Annotated in this window: 17 protein-coding genes; 6 read left to right on the top strand and 11 right to left on the bottom strand. The window is 63.9% G+C overall.

The window, feature by feature from the left end; translation table 11 throughout:
* Positions 1-10: 10 nt before the first annotated feature.
* From NA29_RS05490 to NA29_RS05440, 11 genes are all read right to left on the bottom strand, one after another.
* Positions 11-301: a co-chaperone GroES gene (locus NA29_RS05490; RefSeq protein WP_039396568.1), complete on the bottom strand. Its 291-nt coding sequence runs from the start codon at positions 299-301 to the stop codon at positions 11-13.
* Positions 302-728: 427 nt separating this feature from the next.
* The gene (locus NA29_RS05485) at positions 729-1,112 is read right to left on the bottom strand and encodes a carboxymuconolactone decarboxylase family protein (RefSeq protein WP_039396565.1); all 384 of its coding nucleotides are present in this window, start codon (positions 1,110-1,112) and stop codon (positions 729-731) included.
* A 61-nt stretch (positions 1,113-1,173) separates the two neighbouring features.
* The gene (gene proX, locus NA29_RS05480) at positions 1,174-2,196 is read right to left on the bottom strand and encodes a glycine betaine/L-proline ABC transporter substrate-binding protein ProX (protein ID WP_039396562.1); all 1,023 of its coding nucleotides are present in this window, start codon (positions 2,194-2,196) and stop codon (positions 1,174-1,176) included.
* A gap of 169 nt (positions 2,197-2,365) precedes the next feature.
* The gene (locus tag NA29_RS05475; RefSeq protein ID WP_039396559.1) at positions 2,366-3,322 is read right to left on the bottom strand and encodes an ABC transporter permease; all 957 of its coding nucleotides are present in this window, start codon (positions 3,320-3,322) and stop codon (positions 2,366-2,368) included.
* The gene (locus tag NA29_RS05470) at positions 3,315-4,361 is read right to left on the bottom strand and encodes a quaternary amine ABC transporter ATP-binding protein (protein ID WP_039396556.1); all 1,047 of its coding nucleotides are present in this window, start codon (positions 4,359-4,361) and stop codon (positions 3,315-3,317) included. Before NA29_RS05470 ends, NA29_RS05475 begins: the two co-directional genes overlap by 8 nt.
* Positions 4,354-4,731 (bottom strand): NIPSNAP family protein, encoded by a 378-nt coding sequence (locus NA29_RS05465; RefSeq protein ID WP_039396554.1) that lies wholly within the window; start codon positions 4,729-4,731, stop codon positions 4,354-4,356. The genes NA29_RS05470 and NA29_RS05465 overlap by 8 nt, the downstream gene beginning before the upstream one ends.
* On the bottom strand, positions 4,728-5,639 hold the full coding sequence (locus NA29_RS05460) for an alpha/beta fold hydrolase (RefSeq protein ID WP_084104169.1): 912 nt from the start codon (positions 5,637-5,639) through the stop codon (positions 4,728-4,730). Before NA29_RS05460 ends, NA29_RS05465 begins: the two co-directional genes overlap by 4 nt.
* A gap of 18 nt (positions 5,640-5,657) precedes the next feature.
* Positions 5,658-6,809, bottom strand: coding sequence for an LLM class flavin-dependent oxidoreductase (locus NA29_RS05455; protein WP_084103472.1), 1,152 nt, complete (start codon positions 6,807-6,809; stop codon positions 5,658-5,660).
* 36 nt (positions 6,810-6,845) lie between these two features.
* On the bottom strand, positions 6,846-8,357 hold the full coding sequence (locus NA29_RS05450; protein WP_039396551.1) for an aldehyde dehydrogenase: 1,512 nt from the start codon (positions 8,355-8,357) through the stop codon (positions 6,846-6,848).
* Between the two features lie 15 nt (positions 8,358-8,372).
* Positions 8,373-9,425 carry a flavin reductase gene (locus tag NA29_RS05445; protein ID WP_084104167.1) on the bottom strand — a complete coding sequence of 351 codons (1,053 nt, stop codon included), beginning with the start codon at positions 9,423-9,425 and terminating at the stop codon, positions 8,373-8,375.
* A 119-nt stretch (positions 9,426-9,544) separates the two neighbouring features.
* Positions 9,545-11,428 carry a helix-turn-helix domain-containing protein gene (locus NA29_RS05440; RefSeq protein WP_052252548.1) on the bottom strand — a complete coding sequence of 628 codons (1,884 nt, stop codon included), beginning with the start codon at positions 11,426-11,428 and terminating at the stop codon, positions 9,545-9,547.
* 221 nt (positions 11,429-11,649) lie between these two features.
* Here NA29_RS05440 and NA29_RS05435 point away from each other — a divergent pair, with 221 nt between their 5' ends.
* The 6 genes from NA29_RS05435 to NA29_RS05410 all read left to right on the top strand — a co-directional run bounded on the left by NA29_RS05435 (position 11,650) and on the right by NA29_RS05410 (position 17,893).
* Entirely contained in the window at positions 11,650-12,243 is a 594-nt protein-coding gene (locus tag NA29_RS05435; protein ID WP_039396548.1) for an amino acid synthesis family protein, read from the top strand.
* Between the two features lie 11 nt (positions 12,244-12,254).
* Positions 12,255-13,199 carry a 2-hydroxyacid dehydrogenase gene (locus NA29_RS05430; RefSeq protein ID WP_039396546.1) on the top strand — a complete coding sequence of 315 codons (945 nt, stop codon included), beginning with the start codon at positions 12,255-12,257 and terminating at the stop codon, positions 13,197-13,199.
* 2 nt (positions 13,200-13,201) lie between these two features.
* Positions 13,202-14,245: a N(2)-acetyl-L-2,4-diaminobutanoate deacetylase DoeB gene (gene doeB, locus NA29_RS05425; protein ID WP_039402448.1), complete on the top strand. Its 1,044-nt coding sequence runs from the start codon at positions 13,202-13,204 to the stop codon at positions 14,243-14,245.
* A gap of 59 nt (positions 14,246-14,304) precedes the next feature.
* Positions 14,305-14,781, top strand: a complete 477-nt coding sequence (locus NA29_RS05420; RefSeq protein WP_039402446.1) for an Lrp/AsnC family transcriptional regulator — start codon at positions 14,305-14,307, stop codon at positions 14,779-14,781.
* A gap of 155 nt (positions 14,782-14,936) precedes the next feature.
* Positions 14,937-16,412 (top strand): NAD-dependent succinate-semialdehyde dehydrogenase, encoded by a 1,476-nt coding sequence (locus tag NA29_RS05415; protein ID WP_039396543.1) that lies wholly within the window; start codon positions 14,937-14,939, stop codon positions 16,410-16,412.
* A 95-nt stretch (positions 16,413-16,507) separates the two neighbouring features.
* Positions 16,508-17,893: an aspartate aminotransferase family protein gene (locus NA29_RS05410; protein WP_039396541.1), complete on the top strand. Its 1,386-nt coding sequence runs from the start codon at positions 16,508-16,510 to the stop codon at positions 17,891-17,893.
* The last annotated feature ends 13 nt before the right edge of the window (positions 17,894-17,906 follow it).

Genomic DNA, 17,906 nt, shown 5'->3' with positions numbered 1-17,906 from the left:
GCAGACAGTCTTAGGCGGCCACGACGGCCATGATGTCTTCTTCGCGCATGACCAGCAGTTCCTGGCCGTCGACCTTCACGCCTTGGCCGGCATACTTGCCGAACAGAACGCGGTCGCCCACCTTCACGTCGAGTGCGATCAACTTGCCTTGATCATCGCGCTTGCCCGGGCCGACGGCCAGGATCTCGCCCTGGTCCGGCTTTTCGGCGGCGGCTTCCGGGATCACGATGCCCGAAGCCGTCTTCGTTTCGTTGTCCAGGCGCTTGACAATTACGCGGTCATGCAAGGGACGAAGGTTCATTACAAGCTCCTCTTTCTCTCAGTGAGATCGTCAAAACTAAATATGCAAGCTTTTGCATATATGGTGAATTCATGGTTGTTAGCACTCTGTGCCAACGAGTGCTAATTATAGGGACGGGGTTTTACGATTTCAAGACGCGGGGTATTCCCGGAGATGAGATTTATGCTGCTGTCGAGATCGGCTAAATAGTGAAATAGGTTCACTCAGCCCTGGACCAGCGAGACCGACAGCCAAGACAAATTCTGTGAAATCAATGAGATACGTAACAACCGCAACCTGTACCCTTGCCGGGCGTACACGTTTGCTACTGGCGATGCGACGAACCGCTACAACTGCTATGAGATTTGTGCGGTGAACAACTATGGGCGTCGGCGTCGGGTGACGACGTTAGCAGACATCGTCACCGGTCCCTGACGACCTCTCGGGATCAGGCTTCGGCGGCCAGGGTATCGAAAACCTCCCGCGCCACCCGGAAGCTATCGATCGCTGCAGGCACACCGGCGTAGATCGCCGCTTGCAGGAAGACCTCCGTGATTTCTTCCTTCGTCACGCCGTTGGTCAACGCGCCGCGCACGTGCAACTTCAGTTCGTGCGGACGGTTCATGACGGTGAGCATGCCAAGGTTGAGCAGACTGCGGGTACGCCGGTCCAGTCCGGGGCGGTTCCATATTTCCCCCCAGCAGTACTCCGTGACCAGTTCCTGCATCGGACGATTGAACGCATCGGCCGAGGCAATCGACTTGTCCACATACTCGCTGCCCAGCACCTCACGGCGTGTCTTCAGCCCTCTTTCAAACAGTTCCGAACTCATCGAACGCTCTCCTCATGTCCTGAGTATCGATGCAAGGCCGCGGGAGCGGCCATGCCATCGCTCAATGCGCCTTGAGCGCCGTCGCCACCCACTGATCCATCTGTGCCTTGTTGGCAGCAATCCACTCATCCGACAGTTTCGTGATCAGCGCCGGAGAACCGCCTTCCTTGCTGATGACGGCTTCCCACTGCGACCACGTCTTGCCCGGGAAGCGAATCTGCTCGATCAACGTCTTCACGGCCGGATTTGCCGCGACGAACTGCTTATTCGCCACCGAACCCCAGTTCCACGACGCCATCGCCATGCGGCACGGATTCGCGCCACCCGCACACCCCTCCACGTTGTTCACGAGCGCCGAGCCCTTGTTCGGGACGTTCGGCGGCAGCGCGTCTGCCGGCGTCGGCAGCCACACAACATCCGCGCCCGGCACGAGCGCGTTCGTCACCCACGACGGACTCCACGCATAGAAGAACGCCGGCTTGCCCTGTTTGATCTTCGTCACCGCCTCGACCATCAGCGCTTCATACTTGCCGCGCACCGCCTTGACCGTCTGCTTCAGGCCGAACTTGTCGATCTGATAATCGACGACATCGCCACAACTCCAGCCCGGGTCGCAACTGATCAACTCGGCCTTGCCGTCCCTGCCGAAGAGTCCGGCGATCTTAGGGTCCTTCATCTGCTCAAGACTGGTGATGTGATATTGCAGCGCCGTCTTTTTGTCGATGAGATAGCCGTTGATGCCATCGCCCGAAATCAGCCCGGAGCCAACCACCATGGCCTGTGCCGCCACGGCGCGAAAGCCCGGCTCGCGCTGCGGGAAATTCACGTCGGTCGCGATATCGATATCGCCCTGCGCGACCGCCTGGAAGAACAGCGTGGTGTTCATCGTGCTGAGCTTGACGTCGTAGCCCAACCCCTTGAATGCCTTCGAGACGATCTGGGCGACGACGTAATTCCCGCCGAAGCTATCGCTCTGCGCGTAGCGAATCGTCTTTCCCGTGCCCGGAAGCGTCTGCGCGTGCAACGCACCCGCCGCGACGAGCGAAAGCGTGAACGAGGCGAAAGCCTTTGCCAATCCTTTCATTGCTGCTCTCCAAGACTTGTTCGATCCATCGGATCGTCGATTTATCGGCCCGCCTGACGTGCGCATGCGGGCACGGCTGCCGGTCCCTGACGTCAACACCCCGTCGTCAGGGCCAGCCTTCCATTTGTTGCAAAACCGGGTTTCAGCGGTAAAGGGTCAGTGCTCGCGTTCAGAGGGCTTCTCGCGCGTCTGCCTGCGTCGTCGGCCCCACACCGGCGCCGCCTTGCCGCCTCGGCTCCCCGCGAAACAAGCGCCAGATGACGGCACGGAATGTCTGCTGGTCGCGTGGCCGCGTTCTCGCAAGCTTCTGCGTGAAGCGATCGAGCATCATGGCGAGGAGCACGATGGCGATGCCGCCTACGGCCGCACGTCCCACATCGAGGCGCCCCAGTCCCTGCAGCACCACCAGCCCGAGACCTTCTGCGCCGATCATCGCCACCACGACCGACATCACCATCGCGGTCAGCACAGTCTGGTTCAAACCGCCGAGAATGGTCGGAATCGCCAGGGGTAATTGCACTTCCCACAGCAGTTGACGCTTGTCCGCACCGAATGCGAGCCCCGCCTCCACGATCTCGTGCTCGACCATGCGAATCCCCAGATGCGTGAAACGGATAAGCGGCGGCATCGCGGCGGTCACCACAGCGACTTCACCGGGCACATTGCCCACGCCGAAGAGCATCACCACCGGCACGAGATACACGAACGTCGGTGTGGTCTGCATGATGTCGAGCACCGGCCGCACCACCAGCCAAACGCGTTCGCTGCGCGCGCTCCAGATGCCGATCGGAATGCCGATAAGCGCACAGAAAAAGATCGCCGTCATGATGAGCGAAAGCGTCGTCATCGCCTCGTTCCAGACACCGAGTACGGCGATCGCCACGAACACCACCGCGCTGAACACCGCCACGCTCAGGCTGGCCAGGCGCCAGCAAATCAGAAAGGCGATCACGACGAGCACCGGAAACGGTGCGGCGTGGATCACACTGTCGTTGAAGGTCAGCAACCGCTCGACAGGCCATTTGATCAGCAGGAACAGCGGACGCATGTGCATCGCCATCCACTGCACCCCTTCCTGAATCCATTGATCGATAGGGAATACCGCGAGTTGATCGGCATTAAGCATGGTGGTCTCCTGCGCCCGCAGCGGTGCCGATCCGGGCAAGTAGCTGATTCATATCCAGAACGCCGATCAACGTGCCGTCGTCATCGGTAACGCCTACCGGCTCGTCAAACCGCACGCGTGCGGCGACGTCCACCAGACGCATGTCCGATGGCACGCAAACGATTCGCTGATTGGGGTCGCGCGCAGCATCGAGCGGCTTCATGACCGAGCGGGCATCGAACAGCCGCGCGCGGTCGACGTCGCGTGTGAACGCCGCCACGTAGTCACTCCCCGGCTCCAGCACGATCTGCTGCGGTGTGCCTTCGCGTACGAGGCGGCCGTCGGCCATGATCGCGATGCGCGTGCCGAGCTTGAGCGCTTCCTGAAAGTCGTGGGTGATGAAAAGAATGGTCTTGTTGAGCGTGTGCTGGAGTCGCAGCAATTCGTCCTGCATCTCGGTGCGAATCAGCGGATCGAGCGCGCTGAATGCCTCGTCCATGATCAGCACGTCGGCTTCGGTCGCAAGCGCGCGGGCGAGGCCCACGCGCTGACGCATGCCGCCGCTCAGTTCGTGCGGCATGTGATATGCCCAACGCGCCAGCCCAACCACGCTCAGCACTTCCTCGGCCCGGCGACGACGCTCGGCCGTCGGCATGCCGCGCAGCTTGAGGCCAAACTCGACGTTTTCGATCACACGACGATTCGGCAGCAACGCGAAATGCTGGAACACCATCGAGATGCGATTGCGGCGCACCTCGCGCAATCCGCGTTCGTCGAGTGCGCAGATGTCTTCACCGTCGAGCAGAATCCTGCCATCGGACGGCTCGTTGAGCCGGTTGATGCAGCGCGCAAGCGTCGATTTCCCCGAGCCCGAAAGCCCCATGATCATGTAGATCGCGCCGGAGGGAACGGTCAGCGACACGTCGTCAAGGCCCACGACCTGGCCCAGCGCTTCGAGCACGTCGGACTTGCGTTTGCCATCGCGCAACATGGCCAGCGCACGCGCCGGCTTGTCGGCGAAGACCTTGTACAGGTTTTCGATTCTCAGTCGGTCAGTCACGGCTTTTCTCCCATGATTCCTTTACAGCAGTTGCCTGGGGCGCCTGCGGCGCGAACGCCGTGAGCGGGGAAAAATCGGTCGGTATCAGAATGCGGTTCTCTGCCTGCTCGATCAATTCGGACAGACGCGGAATGAACGCCTGCCAACGCTTGTCCTGCGCGAGAGACGCGCGCCGGCGTGCCCGCTCGTCCAGACTGGGATACGCCCAGAGATGCGTCACCTGACTCAACGGCCCGATATCGGTCGTGAAGTACCCGACGAGATGCCCCAGAATGGGCTGCTGGATGGCCAATCCCTCAGTACGCACGAGATTCAGGTACTGACTCATGCAGCCGTTCCGGATACGGTAAATGCGCTCTTCGACAATCATGCTCCGCTCCCTGCTCCTTCGCTGGCGCCCGCGTTCTCGCCGTCACCGGCGAGGAAATTCCGCATCAGATCCGCCACCTGCCCCGACGCCTCGACCAGAATCGAGTGCCGCATGCCCGGCAGGATGGCTAGCTGCGAGCCGACGATGCACTCATGCATGAATCGGGCCATGCGCGGGTTCGAGCCCTGATCGTCTTCGCCTGTGACGATGAGCGTCGGCATGCGAATCTGATCGATGAACCCGCCGAAATCCGTCTCCGCCAGCACGCGATACGCCGACGCGTAGCAATCCGGGTCGTTCTGGGCGTTGCGCTCTCGCAAGTAGGCGATCCGCGCCGGGTGCTTCGCCTGGAAATCCTCGGTCAGCCAGCGTGAGAGCGATGCGTCGTAATGCGCGCCGCGCTCACCGCTTTGCAGCGCGGCAAGACGTGCCAGCACACGCTCACGCTCCTCGCGGGTGCGCCCCGACACCGTCGCGAGCAACACCAGACGGCGCAGCCGCGACGGATGCAGCAGCGCAAGCCGCTGGGCAATCAGCCCGCCCAGCGAGAAGCCTGCCAGATCGAACGTGGTGAAGCCCACGTGATCGGCCAGCGCCAGCACGTCGGTCACGAAGTCGTCGATCTCATATCGCCCCTTCACCCGCGACGAGCGGCCGTGGCCGCGCAGGTCGAAGGTCAGGATGCGGAAATCGTCGGCCAGTGCAGCAGCCACGTCGTCCCACGCTTCCTGATACGAGCCCACGCCGTGAATGCAAACGAGCGCACGAGAGCCACGCCCGAGCAGACGGTAGGCGAGCGTGACGTCGCCCACTTGTAACGTCTGCTCACGCGGTGCCTCTGGCGCTTCAGACGATTCGGAACGCTCAGCACATTCCGGACGTTCGGGACGTTCGGGAGGTTGAGTCATAGCGCGCGCGTCCATGCGTCAGCGGCCTGCCGAGGCCAACGCCGCCGGACGCTCGGCGGCGTGCGAATGCGTTGCCTGCGCGGTCTGCGACGCCTGCGCTTCCTGAGCCTCCTGAGCGCGGCGCGCTTCGCGCGCTGCAAAGTGCGGCATCACCTCATCGATGAACAGGCGCAGCGTCTTCACTTGCAGCTCGAACGGCAGGTTGAACGACAGGCCGAGACAGAACTGGTCGACGCCCTGCGCTTCGTAGACTTCGAGCTTGCGCACGATCTCGTCGGGCGTGCCGAACATCAGGTTTTCGCGGATCGACGCCGGATCGTAGTTCGCACGTCCGACAACGGCCTCATATGGCACCGCCTCCGGGAATCCGTTGGTCACCGAGCCGATGTTCTGCATCAGGTTCTCGAACGTGCGGCCGAAGTCCACGCTGTGACGCACCGCGACTTCCCAGTCCTGCGGACGGTCGTACACGCACGTGCGGCGCAGCATCATGAAGCGCGGACGTGGACGCTCCGGATGATCGGCCACTGCCTTGCGGAATTTCTCCCCGAGCACGGCCACCTCGGACACGGGCGCCGCGAGCGGCGTCGACAGAATGTTGGCGCCCACCCCCACGGCCCAGTCGAAGCTGCCCGGGTCACGTGTCGCGACCCAGATCGGCGGATGCGGTTGTTGCAGCGGCTTCGGCACCGAGGTCGCGAGCGGGAATTTCCAGTAGTGCCCCTCATGCGCGTAATCGCCCTCCCACAGCTTCTTCACCGCAGGCACCAGCTCCTTCATATACGCCACGCCCTCTTGCTGCGGAATGCCGCCGGCCATGCGATCGAACTCGTACTGATACGCCCCGCGGGCGATACCGAATTCTAGGCGCCCGCCAGTCAGGTGGTCGCACATCGCCGCTTCGCCCGCGAGGCGGATCGGCGACCAGTACGGCGCAACGATGGTGGCCGTGCCCAGACGAATCTGCTCGGTATGCTGCGACAGCCACGTCAGCGTGATGAACGGATTCGGCGAGATGGTGCATTCGATAGTGTGGTGCTCGGCAGTCCACAGCGTCTCGAAGCCGCCTTCGTCGGCGATGCGCGCGAGGTGCAGCATGTTGCGCACGGCATCGCTCATCGTGTCCTGCGGCGAAAAGCGCTCCATGCTGAGCGAAACGGAGAATTTCATGGGGTGTGTCTCCAGTGAGTGTGGCGTGTAGTGAGATCAGCGCAGACGGATCACGAACGGGTCTTGCATCGCCCCGGAGTAATCGATCACGACGTTCTTCAGGCGCGAGAACTCGCGCATCACTTCGAAGCCGCCACGACGTCCGTAGCCGCTGTGTTTGGTGCCGCCGTTGGCCGACATATAGGCGGCCGAGCGATAGGTGTTGATCCAGACGGTGCCTGCTTCCACATCGCGCGCGAAGCGCAGCGCACGGTCGATGTCGCGAGTCCAGATACCCGCCGCCAGGCCGTATTCCGTGGCGTTGGCGAGCGAGATCAGTTCGGTCTCGTCCGAGAACGGCATCACACCGACGACCGGGCCGAAGATCTCTTCCTGCATGAAGCGCATTTCGTTGCGCGCCTGCGTCATGACGGTCGGCTCGTAGTACCAGCCGCCTGCGAGGTCGTCACGTGCGGGACGCTGACCGCCCGCCGCCACGCGTGCGCCTTCCTGCACGCCGGAGGCGACGTATGTCTCCACCTTGTCGAGTTGCGATGCCAACGCCAGCGGGCCGATGTCCGTGTCTTCATGCGTCGGATGCCCCACGCGCACACGGCGCGTGCGCTCGACCAGCGCCTCGACGAAGCGGTCGTACACCGACGCCTCGACGAAGCAGCGCGAGCCGGCCACACACGTCTGGCCTGCCGCAGCGAACACGCCGGACACCACACCGTTGACGGCGCGCTCGATATCCACGTCGCCGAACACCACGTGCGGCGACTTGCCGCCGAGCTCCATCTGGCACGGCACGAGGTTTTGCGCGGCATTGCCTGCGATCTTGCGGCCAGTCACCGTGCTGCCTGTGAAGACGTATTTCGCGATGCCCGGGTGACGCGTCAGCGCATCGCCGGTGGTCACACCATCGCCCGTCACGACATTCACCACGCCCGGCGGAATCCCGGCTTCGATCACCAGTTCCGCGAGTGCGAGCGTGGACGCCGTCGCGTGTTCGGAGGGCTTGACCACGATGGTGTTGCCGATGGCCAGACAAGGGGCGAGCGTGCCGGTCAGCATCATCAGCGGCGAATTCCACGGGATGATCATGCCCACCACGCCGATCGGCTCACGCGTGTTGAAATTCAACGTATCGAGTTTGTTGACGGGAATGGTGTCGCCTTGCAGCTTGTCGGCCATGCCCGCGAAATACAGATACGAGTCGGGAATTGCGCGCATCTGTGCACGCATTTCCTTGAGCAGCTTGCCGTTGTCGCGACATTCGATGGCGGCGAGCGCATCGGCGTTGGCCAGCACCAGTTCGCCGAGCTTGCGCACCAGCTTGCCGCGCTCGGTCTGCGTCATGCGACGCCATGCGGGATTGACGAGCGCGGCCTGAGCGGAGCGCACGGCGCGGTCCACATCGACGGCGTCGGCCTGCGCGAATTCGTACCATTGGCGGCCGGTCGTCGGGTCATAGCTCGGCACGTACTCGGCGCTATGCGGCGCGGTGAACTGCCCGTCAATGAACAACTGCTGGCGAGAGCCCTCCAGCGTTTGAATCGTCGTATGCATCGATTGACTCCAGGGTCAGACTTGGGAGAGTTGGGTCCACGGCTGCGCGTCGCTCACCATCGCGATGCGCCCGCCGTCGTGTGAATCCATGTAGATGCCGAAGTGGCCGCCTGCGGTCTCGCGCACGTACCGGCGCACCATCGAGCGAATCTCGCGCGAAGCGATGTCGTCGAAGGGCAATTGGTCGAACGGGAAGAATCGGAACTGCGGCGGCAACTCGGCCTGCGAGAGCGGCTGCGCGAGACGTGCCCGGTACATCAGGTAACCGGGATCGCTCTCGGCGGTGTCGAACACCGAGTAGAGGAAGGTGTCGTGCGGCACCAGCGCCAGTTCGCCTCCGCCGGCCAGCGGCAGACGCCCGTTGGTCAGGCGCCGTGGTGCGCTGGGCAGCACCCAGCCGCCCTTGCCGTCCTGCGCGAGGAGCAGGCTGCCGTCGGCATCGATCAGATAGCCGACGATCATGTCGTGTGACGAAAGCCAGCCCGGTGGCAGCGGGTCCTTCACATGCGCATAACGACCACGGCAGAAGCCGAGCGGTGCCGCCGGACTCGTGCCGAACGCCTGAATCCGGCCGATCAGGATCGCGTGATCGCCCGCATCGACCCGGTCATGCACGGTGCAGTCGAACCACGTCAGGCAATCGGTAAGCACGGGGGCGCCGGTGTGAACCACGTCGTGCCCCACGGCGGCAAACTTTTCCGCCGACTTCGATGCGAACAGGTTCGACACGTCGGTCTGCCCGTCATGCAGCAGATTGACCGCGAAGTGCTCCGTGCCCTGAAACACCGGGTAGCTCGCCGCGCCTTTGCCGACACACACCAGCAACAACGGCGGATCGAGAGAGACGGACGTGAAGGAATTCGCCGTCATGCCACGCGGGCGGCCCTCGTCGTCGCGCGTCGTGACGACGGTGACGCCGGTCACGAACGTGCCAAGTGCGCGGCGCAGCGCGACCGGATCGATCGCGGAAATCGCGCTCGCGGATTGTGTGGACTGAGCGCCCGGGTTGAGTGGAGCGGTAGCGCCGGCGGCGTCTGCCGTCTGGCGCTGCTTGGCGACAGCTTGCATGTCGTTCACCTCGAAACGTCATTACGTTGAGGTCAACGATATGCGAGGACATTTTTGTCAGCTTCCGTCGATTCGCAGGAGAAGTGAAATCATTTACTCTCGATTGCGCGGCAGGGTTTTCATGGATGCCGTGCCACGCGAGCGCCAGCGCGCGGGGCAGCCGCCGAATCCTTCGATGCCACGGACGCCATCGGTGACGCCCCCCGTGTGAGCGTATGCAAGTGAATCGCAAGCTCCACCGCAAATCGCCGCTCGGGTGTTTCGACGTCGATGCCGAAGAGTTCCTGAATGCGTGTGAGCCGATAACGCAGTGTCGTCACGTGCAGCCCCATCGCGTCGGCGCAAGGCTGACTGCGGCAGCCGGAGCGCAGATAAGCGGCCAGCGTCTCCAGATAGGGGGATCCGGACTGCTTGTCGTGTTCCACCAGCTTGCCGATGGTGCCATCGACGAAGCCATGAACGTCGGACGAATCCGCCGCGCCCATGAGCATGGGCAACGGTCCCAGCCCCGGCATATCGAGCGGCCCGCTGCGGCCAAATTTGCGCGCCACGCGAATCATGCGCCAGCAACGCTCCCACTCGCGCGCCAACGGTTCAAGCCCGTCGCACACGTCGCTCATCACCACGATGGGCTCACGCCCCAGCGAGCGCGCCAATGCCTCGCTCATGCGTCGGGCGAAACGCGTGAGCGCCGCATCGTCCGACGCGCTGTCCTGCGGCACCAGACACACCAGCCCGCCCCCCACCGTCACGACATGCAGGGATACATTCAACTGACGCGCCAGCAACTCCACCGTGCTGTGGCTTTCCAGCGACAAATGACCTGCTGCCCGCCCCACCTCGGCTTGCCCGAGTTGATCCGGATAGTCGACGACCATCATGCGCAGCGGTGCATCCAGCGCCACGCCGAGACGGCGAGCGCGGCCCAGCGCATCGTCCTCGTCGCGCCAGCGGCGCTCGACGATTTCGAAGAATAATTCGGTCAGCGTGCGCGTCTCGAAACGGAACCGCACGACGCTGCGCATCAATTGGACACTCAATGCAAAGCGTGCGCTTTCCAACAGCAATTGCTGAAGGTCGCCCGGTGCTTCGTCACCGAAGGTGAGCAGTGCGCCGACGAGATCGTCGTCGACGCTCAGGGGCTCGATGGCCGCACTGACGGTGGGTTGACCCGACTGCCGCCCGAGCGGCACGTCGAGACGCGACTGTCGGTAGCGCTGGAGGGCATCGCGCACGGTGCCGCCGAGTTCTCGTCCCTGCGCGCCGGAAAGCCATCGTGCCCAGGCGGCATCGTCCATTTGCGACGGTACCGGCGAGGCCGAGGCGTGCCACTGATTCACGAGGAAATCGATAACGAGTACGGGCCGACCGAGCAACTCGCCCAGCGATGACGTCAACTGCTCGAGCGAGCCGCCGGCGAGCACGTCGCCAAGGAGCGTGCGTTGCGCTTCGAGCGTGCGTTGCAGCCGCTCGTGCGCCATGACCTGCGCGCGCTGACGGTGCGCCCGTTCGACGGCGATTGCCCCCAGATGCACGACCGTCGACATGAACGTCAGATCGTCGTCGCCGACGTCGCGCACTTTGCGCGAGGCAACGGTCAGCACCATCGGGTGCCCCTGCGTATCGCGCGATGCCATGGGCAGCACAAGCACCGTGCGATAGCCGCGCTCGTGCGCCTCACGCCGATAACCGGGGAATTGCGTGCTCTCGAGCGCGTCGCGAATGTAGACCGGCTCGTTCGTCTGCAACGCGATGAGCGACGGACTGGTCGCAAGCTCCCAGCGGTCTTCGACGTGCTGCGGCAGCATGCTCGTCTCGTAGCGTGTAATCACGAGCCCGTAGCCGTGGGCGAGATCGATGCTCATGACCGAGCCGAGATCCCAACCGCCTTGTTGCACCGCGCAACGCACGAGGTCGCGAAACAGTGCCTCGATGTCTTCGTCGTTGCTGATCTGACTGGCGACATGGCGCAACGCCATGAGCCGCTGGTGGTGTTCCGGCATTGTCTGTCTCGTTGCCTGCGGAAAATCTACACCAAAGCGTCGGAAGAAAAAAAAGATCTTCCGACGATTCAGGGGAAGACCCCACCCCTACCGCGCAATAGCATGGGTCTCATCCGCAAGCCTCCGATATTTGCTGCGCGCGCCCCAGTCCGTCAGCGCACTTCCCCGACACCGCCACGCCGCACTCGCGGCGGGTTTTTGCATCGCAACAGGAGACACCCGTGAAACAAGAGCTGCGCAAGATCGCCACCTTTGTCGAGACGACCTACCGTGAAGGCGGCAAGGCGGCCGCCGAACCCGTCACGACCGTCGTCGTCGCCGCCGTGATTCGCAATCCGTGGGCAGGTCTGGGCTTCGTAGAGAACCTGCGTCCCGAGATCCTTCGTCTGGCGCCCGAACTTGGCGCACTCATGACGCAGCGCCTCGTCGACGTGATGCCCGGCGATCGTGTCCAGGCTTACGGCAAGGCCGCCGTCGTCGGCACCAACGGCGAGATCGAACACGCCTCCGCCATCATCCACACGCTGCGCTTCGGCAACCTGTTCCGCAGCGCAGTGAGCGGCACGGCATTCCTGCCCTTCACCAACACGCGCGTCGGCCCCGGCGCGCTGGTGTCCGTGCCGATGATCCACAAGTCGGAAACGGGCAAACGCTCGCACTTCATCACCGCCACGTTTCAGATGACGGACGCACCGGCCGCCGACGAAATTCTGCTGGCCATCGGTGCGGCAGACGGCGGTCGTGTACACCCGCGTATCGCCGACCGCTTCCAGGACATGGAAGAGATGGCGAACGACGCAGCCGCCACCGCCTGAGCGAGCACACGATGCCGCCCGTCATTGCCTTCCTTAGCCGGATGTCCGCCGACTATCAGCGTCCCTATCTGCACGCCTTGCGTGCGGCACTGCCGGGCGACATCGTCGCGCCGCTCGCCGAGCTTTCGAGCCGCCAGCGCGAACAGGTGTCGGTTGCCATCGTCGCGAATCCGGACCCGGCCGACATCTCCTGTCTTCCCGGCCTTCTGTGGATCCAGAGTCTCTGGGCCGGAGTCGAATCGCTCGTCAGCACGCTACCGGCAGGCAGCCCGCCGATCATGCGGCTGATCGATCCGGAAATGTCTCGCACGATGGCCGAGGCCGTGCTTGCCTGGACCTACTACCTGCAACGCGACATGCCGCGTTACGCGAAGCAGCAGGCACGGCACGAATGGCGGCAGCAAGCGTATCGCAAGCCTTCGCAAACAAGCGTCGGCTTACTCGGGCTCGGCGAACTCGGTCAGGCGGCTGCCGCAAGGCTGCGCGATGCCGGGTTTACCGTTCGAGGCTGGAGTCGCTCGCCCAAGGCGCTCGACGGCATCGAAACCCTTGCCGGAGACGACGGACTCGAGGCGATGCTCGCCGCAAGCGACATCGTCGTGAGCCTGATTCCGCTGACGGCCCAGACGCGTGGCATGCTCGACGGCCGGCGTCTGAATCTGATGAAGCCGGGGGCCGCGCTCATCAACTTCTCGCGAGGTCCTGTCGTCGTGACCGACGCCCTGATCGCGGCGCTCGACCGGGGGCATCTCTCGCATGCCGTGCTCGATGTCTTCGACGCGGAGCCGCTGCCGGTGACGTCGACGCTATGGGACCACCCGTCGATCACCGTGTTGCCGCACATCTCCGCGCCGACCGATCACGAAACGGCGGCGGCCGTCATTGCCGCCAATCTGCGGAATTTCCGCGCGACGGGGCGCATTCCCGGCAACGTCGATCTGGCGCGGGGGTATTGAGCGTGCACCGCGATCACGATGCGCACGCGCAGCCGCCGCGCGTTTATCCCACCGTCGACTTCCATCGGGAAGGCGTTCAGCATGGCTTCCTGAAGGTGCCTCACTCGACCGATGCCAGTGCCTGGGGGGCCGTCATGATTCCGATCACCGTGATCCGTCGCGGCGACGGCCCGGTCGCCTTATTCACCGGCGGGAATCATGGCGACGAATACGAAGGCCCGATTGCCTTGTCACGACTGGCGAACGCGTTAAAGGCGCCTGACGTGAACGGCACCGTCATCGTCGTGCCGTTCATGAATGCGCCCGCCCTGCTTGCGGGAAAGCGCACGTCGCCGCTCGACGGCGGCAATCTCAATCGTGCGTTCCCGGGGCGCGCCGACGGTACCGTCACCGAACGCATCGCCGATTATTTCTCGCGCTGCCTGCTACCGTTGGCGGACATCGTGGTCGATATTCATTCTGGCGGCCGCACGCTCGATTTCCTGCCGTTCGCGGCGATCCACGAATTGGCCGATGTGGCGCAACAGGCACGTGCCGAAGCCGCAATGCAGGCGTTCGGCGCCCCGTACTCGCTGCGCATGCGCGACACCGATCCGCATGGGCTCTATGACACGGCCGCCGAAGCACAGGGCAAAGTGTTCGTGACGACAGAGCTCGGCGGCGGTGGGACGGCCAGCGCGCAGAGCGTCGCGATTGCGCATCGCGGCGTGTACGGCGTGCTGGTGCAGGCGGGTATCGTGGCTGCCGATGTCGCAAGGCGAGACGGCGCTGTCATGGCCCCCGACACGCCGGTCGTCCAGCTCTCCATGCCGGACGACGACTGCTATGTGACGTGCGAGCATGGCGGCTTGCTGGAGATGCGTCACGATCTCGGTGCAATGGTGCGGCGCGGCGACGTCGTCGCACACATTCACGACGTGACACGCACAGGCACCGCCCCGGTCGAATACCGCGCGGCGCGCGATGGTATGCTGATCGGCCGACATTTCCCGGGTCGCGTCGGCATGGGCGACATGCTTTGTGTCCTGGCCGACGTGCAGGTCTGACGCGCCGCAGGACCCGAAGGTTTGCCTGACCGTCCGTCCCTTCCGGTGCTGCCCCCATGGTGAAACTCGACCGCTTCGACATCGCAATTCTTCAGGTGCTGGCCCGTGAGGGTCGCATGACCAAGTCACGTCTGGCCGAACTGATTCACTTGTCCGTATCGCCCACGTGGGAGCGCGTGCAACGACTCGAAACGGCAGGCGTCATTCGCGGCTATCGTGCCGACGTCGACTGGAGCGGCGTGGTGCAGCTTAGCCGCATCATCGTCGAAATCACGCTCGCGCGACACACCGCGCACGACATGAATCGCTTCGAAGCCCACCTTCGCGAAGCCCCCGAAGTCGTTCAATGTCATGCCACGGGTGGGGGCGTCGACTACATCGTGCACGTGCTCGCGCGCGACATCGACCATTACCAGCGCTTCATCGACGATCTGCTGATGGCCGACTTCGGCATCGAGCGCTACTTCACGTACATCGTCACGAAGGTCGTCAAGAACGACGGCAACGCCGTTCCCGGCTGGGTCGATCCGGACTGATCCGCTTGCGCCACCCGGTGCACAAAGATTCTTCTGCGGGACGCCGTCAACTCAGAAAAAAGCCACAGTCCGCACCCACCGATCGGAAAAAACGTCGGCCTCGCGCCCCCGACAATCTCTGCATGACGAACGCATGCCATGCCAGGAGATTGCCGATGCTGCTCGACCACCCGGTGCTGTTCAAATCGCTGTGCTACATCGACGGCCGTTGGACGCATAGCGAGGACGCCGCGTCCATCGCCGTTGTCGACCCTTCCGATCAAACCACGCTCGGCCACGTGCCGATGCTCACGCGCGATCAGATTCGCGTGGCCGTCGACGCAGCCCAGCGCGCCTTCACCACGTGGCGCTGGACGCCCGCCGCACAACGCTGCGCCACCCTGCTGCGCGGGCATGCACTGATCGAACGACATGCCGACGACCTTGCCATCCTTCTCTCGCGCGAGCAGGGCAAGCCACTGCGCGAGGCGCGCGGGGAAATCGGTTATGGCGCGTCCTTCATCGCGTGGTACGCCCACGAAGCCTGCCGCCTCGATGGCCGCACCATCACCTCGCATATCGACGGCGCGCAACTGGGCACCGTGCGCGAACCGGTCGGCGTCGCCGCACTCATCACGCCCTGGAATTTCCCCTTCGCAATGATCACGCGCAAGGCGGCGGCGGCATTGGCTGCCGGTTGCACCGTCGTCGTGAAGCCTGCGCATGAAACGCCATTCAGCGCGCTGGCGCTTGCGCAATTGGCTGATGAAGCCGGGCTGCCGCCGGGCCTGTTCAATGTGGTGCTGGGCGAGCCCGATATGGCCATGCGAACCCTCGTGGGCGACGCCCGCGTGCGCGCCGTGAGCTTTACCGGCTCGACGCGCGTCGGTCAGCTGGTCGCGCAGGCTGCGGCTGCCAGCGGCGTGAAGAAGCTCGCGCTCGAACTCGGCGGCAATGCCCCGTTCATCGTGCTCGACGACGTGGATCTCGACGAGGCCGTGCGTATCGCCGTCGCCGCCAAGTTTCAGACGTCCGGTCAAGATTGCTGCGCCGCCAACCGCATCTTCGTCGCTCGCGCGCGTTACGGTGCGTTCGTGGATCGCTACACGCAGGCCGTAGCCAAGCTGCGCGTTGGCCCCGCCTTCGCGGAAAACGTCGACGTGGGGCCGCTCATGCATCAGGCGGCATTTGACGCGACGGCCCAGCGGGTGGACGACGCCCGACGCAAGGGCGCGCAGATCACCGTTGGCGGCGAACCCCATGCGCTGGGTGGCTGGTTCTACAGCCCCACCGTGGTGACCGATGTTGCGCCCGGCATGCGCATATACGACGAAGAAAACTTCGGCCCGATTTCAGCGGTATGCGCGTTCGACTCACTCGACGATGTCATCGCGAAGGCCAACGACACCGAGTACGGCCTCGCCGCCTATGTTTGCGGGCGTCGCATCGACGAAATCTTCACGCTGATCCGGCGGCTCGACTTCGCCATGGTCAGCGTGAACGGCGTGAAATTCACCGGCGCGCCGGTGCCGTTCGGCGGGATGAAGGCGTCCGGACTCGGGCGCGAGGGCGGCGTCGACGGCTTCGAGCCGTTCACCGAGACCAAGTACTTCTGCCTCGGCAATCTCGGCATCCCCGTGCATCACGCCTGACGCCAGGTTCACCGGCCTCGACACAATCGCGCAATCACGCATTCGCGCCCCATCCACCTCATTGCTTCACTTCCTCGACATCAAGGAGACGTCCCATGGCCGCTTCGACCGACCAACTGTTCGCGCAGGATCGCGCGCACTTCATGCACCCGTCCACCCACGCGGCCGATCACGCGAGCGGCACGCTGCCAGGCAAGATCATCCGCACCGCACAAGGCATGCACATTGAAGATCACGAGGGCCGCCGCTATCTCGACGCCTTCGCTGGCCTTTACTGCGTGAACATCGGCTACGGTCGCACCGAAGTGGCCGACGCCATCCACAAGCAGGCCACCTCGCTCGCCTACTATCACACGTACGTCGGGCATTCGACGGACGCCATCATCGAACTCTCCAAACGCATCATCGACTGGTCGCCCGCGGGCATGAAGAAGGTGTATTACGGGCTCTCCGGGTCAGACGCCAACGAGACGCAGATCAAGATCGTCTGGTACTACAACAACGTGCTGGGTAGACCGCAAAAGAAGAAGATCATCTCGCGCGAGCGCGGGTATCACGGCTCCGGCATCGTGACCGGCAGCTTGACGGGTCTGCCGAGTTTCCACCAGCATTTCGATCTGCCGGTCGAGCGCGTGCATCACACCGTGTGCCCTCATTGGTACCGCAAGGCGCCTCAGGGAATGAGCGAACAGGCATTCGTTGCGCATTGCGTCGAGGAACTCGAAAAGCTCATCGCCCGCGAAGGGGCCGACACGATTGCAGCCTTCATCGGCGAGCCGGTGATGGGCACCGGCGGCATCATCACGCCGCCTGCCGGATATTGGAACGCCATCCAGGCCGTGCTGCGTCGTCACGACATTCTGCTCATTGCCGACGAAGTGGTTTGCGGCTTCGGCCGTCTTGGCTCGCCGATGGGCTCGCAACACTACGGCATGACGCCCGATCTCATCACGATTGCCAAGGGTCTCACCAGCGCCTACGCCCCGCTCTCGGGCGTGATCGTCGGTGAACGTGTCTGGGACGTGATCGAGCGCGGTGCTCGCGAACACGGCCCGATGGGACATGGCTGGACCTACTCGGGTCATCCGATCTGCGCTGCCGCTGCACTCGCCAATCTCGATATTCTGGCGCGCGAGAACCTGACGCAGAACGCCGCCGACGTCGGCCGATACTTCGGTGAGAAGCTGCACGCCGCGTTCGACGCACATCCGCTCGTCGGGGAAGTGCGCAACGTCGGCATGCTCGCCGCCGTCGAATTCATGGCCGATGGTGCAGCGCGCCAGCCGTTCGATGCGGCCATGAAAATCGGCCCACGTGTCTCGGCCGCTGCGCTCGCACGCGGCATGATCGCGCGTGCCATGCCGCACGGCGACATCCTGGGCTTCGCGCCGCCGCTGATCGCCACGCGAGCGGACGTCGACGAGATGGTGAGCATCGCGCGCGCAGCGGTCGACGACGTGGCGGAGCAGGTGCTGCGCTGAGCGCAGTCGGCGG

Source organism: Pandoraea sputorum, assembly GCF_000814845.2.
Classification (GTDB): domain Bacteria; phylum Pseudomonadota; class Gammaproteobacteria; order Burkholderiales; family Burkholderiaceae; genus Pandoraea; species Pandoraea sputorum.
Note: the sequence above shows the minus strand (reverse complement) of the source record. Positions and strands in the feature narration are given on the sequence as shown.

Excerpts from the sequence above, each read along its gene's own strand:
- NA29_RS05490 (WP_039396568.1), bottom strand. The coding sequence starts at position 301 with ATGAACCTTCGTCCCTTGCATGACCGCGTAATTGTCAAGCGCCTGGAC.
- NA29_RS05485 (WP_039396565.1), bottom strand. The coding sequence starts at position 1,112 with ATGAGTTCGGAACTGTTTGAAAGAGGGCTGAAGACACGCCGTGAGGTG.
- proX (WP_039396562.1), bottom strand. The coding sequence starts at position 2,196 with ATGAAAGGATTGGCAAAGGCTTTCGCCTCGTTCACGCTTTCGCTCGTC.
- NA29_RS05475 (WP_039396559.1), bottom strand. The coding sequence starts at position 3,322 with ATGCTTAATGCCGATCAACTCGCGGTATTCCCTATCGATCAATGGATT.
- NA29_RS05465 (WP_039396554.1), bottom strand. The coding sequence starts at position 4,731 with ATGATTGTCGAAGAGCGCATTTACCGTATCCGGAACGGCTGCATGAGT.
- NA29_RS05460 (WP_084104169.1), bottom strand. The coding sequence starts at position 5,639 with ATGACTCAACCTCCCGAACGTCCCGAACGTCCGGAATGTGCTGAGCGT.
- NA29_RS05455 (WP_084103472.1), bottom strand. The coding sequence starts at position 6,809 with ATGAAATTCTCCGTTTCGCTCAGCATGGAGCGCTTTTCGCCGCAGGAC.
- NA29_RS05450 (WP_039396551.1), bottom strand. The coding sequence starts at position 8,357 with ATGCATACGACGATTCAAACGCTGGAGGGCTCTCGCCAGCAGTTGTTC.
- NA29_RS05445 (WP_084104167.1), bottom strand. The coding sequence starts at position 9,425 with ATGCAAGCTGTCGCCAAGCAGCGCCAGACGGCAGACGCCGCCGGCGCT.
- NA29_RS05440 (WP_052252548.1), bottom strand. The coding sequence starts at position 11,428 with ATGCCGGAACACCACCAGCGGCTCATGGCGTTGCGCCATGTCGCCAGT.
- NA29_RS05430 (WP_039396546.1), top strand. The coding sequence starts at position 12,255 with ATGCCGCCCGTCATTGCCTTCCTTAGCCGGATGTCCGCCGACTATCAG.
- NA29_RS05415 (WP_039396543.1), top strand. The coding sequence starts at position 14,937 with ATGCTGCTCGACCACCCGGTGCTGTTCAAATCGCTGTGCTACATCGAC.
- NA29_RS05410 (WP_039396541.1), top strand. The coding sequence starts at position 16,508 with ATGGCCGCTTCGACCGACCAACTGTTCGCGCAGGATCGCGCGCACTTC.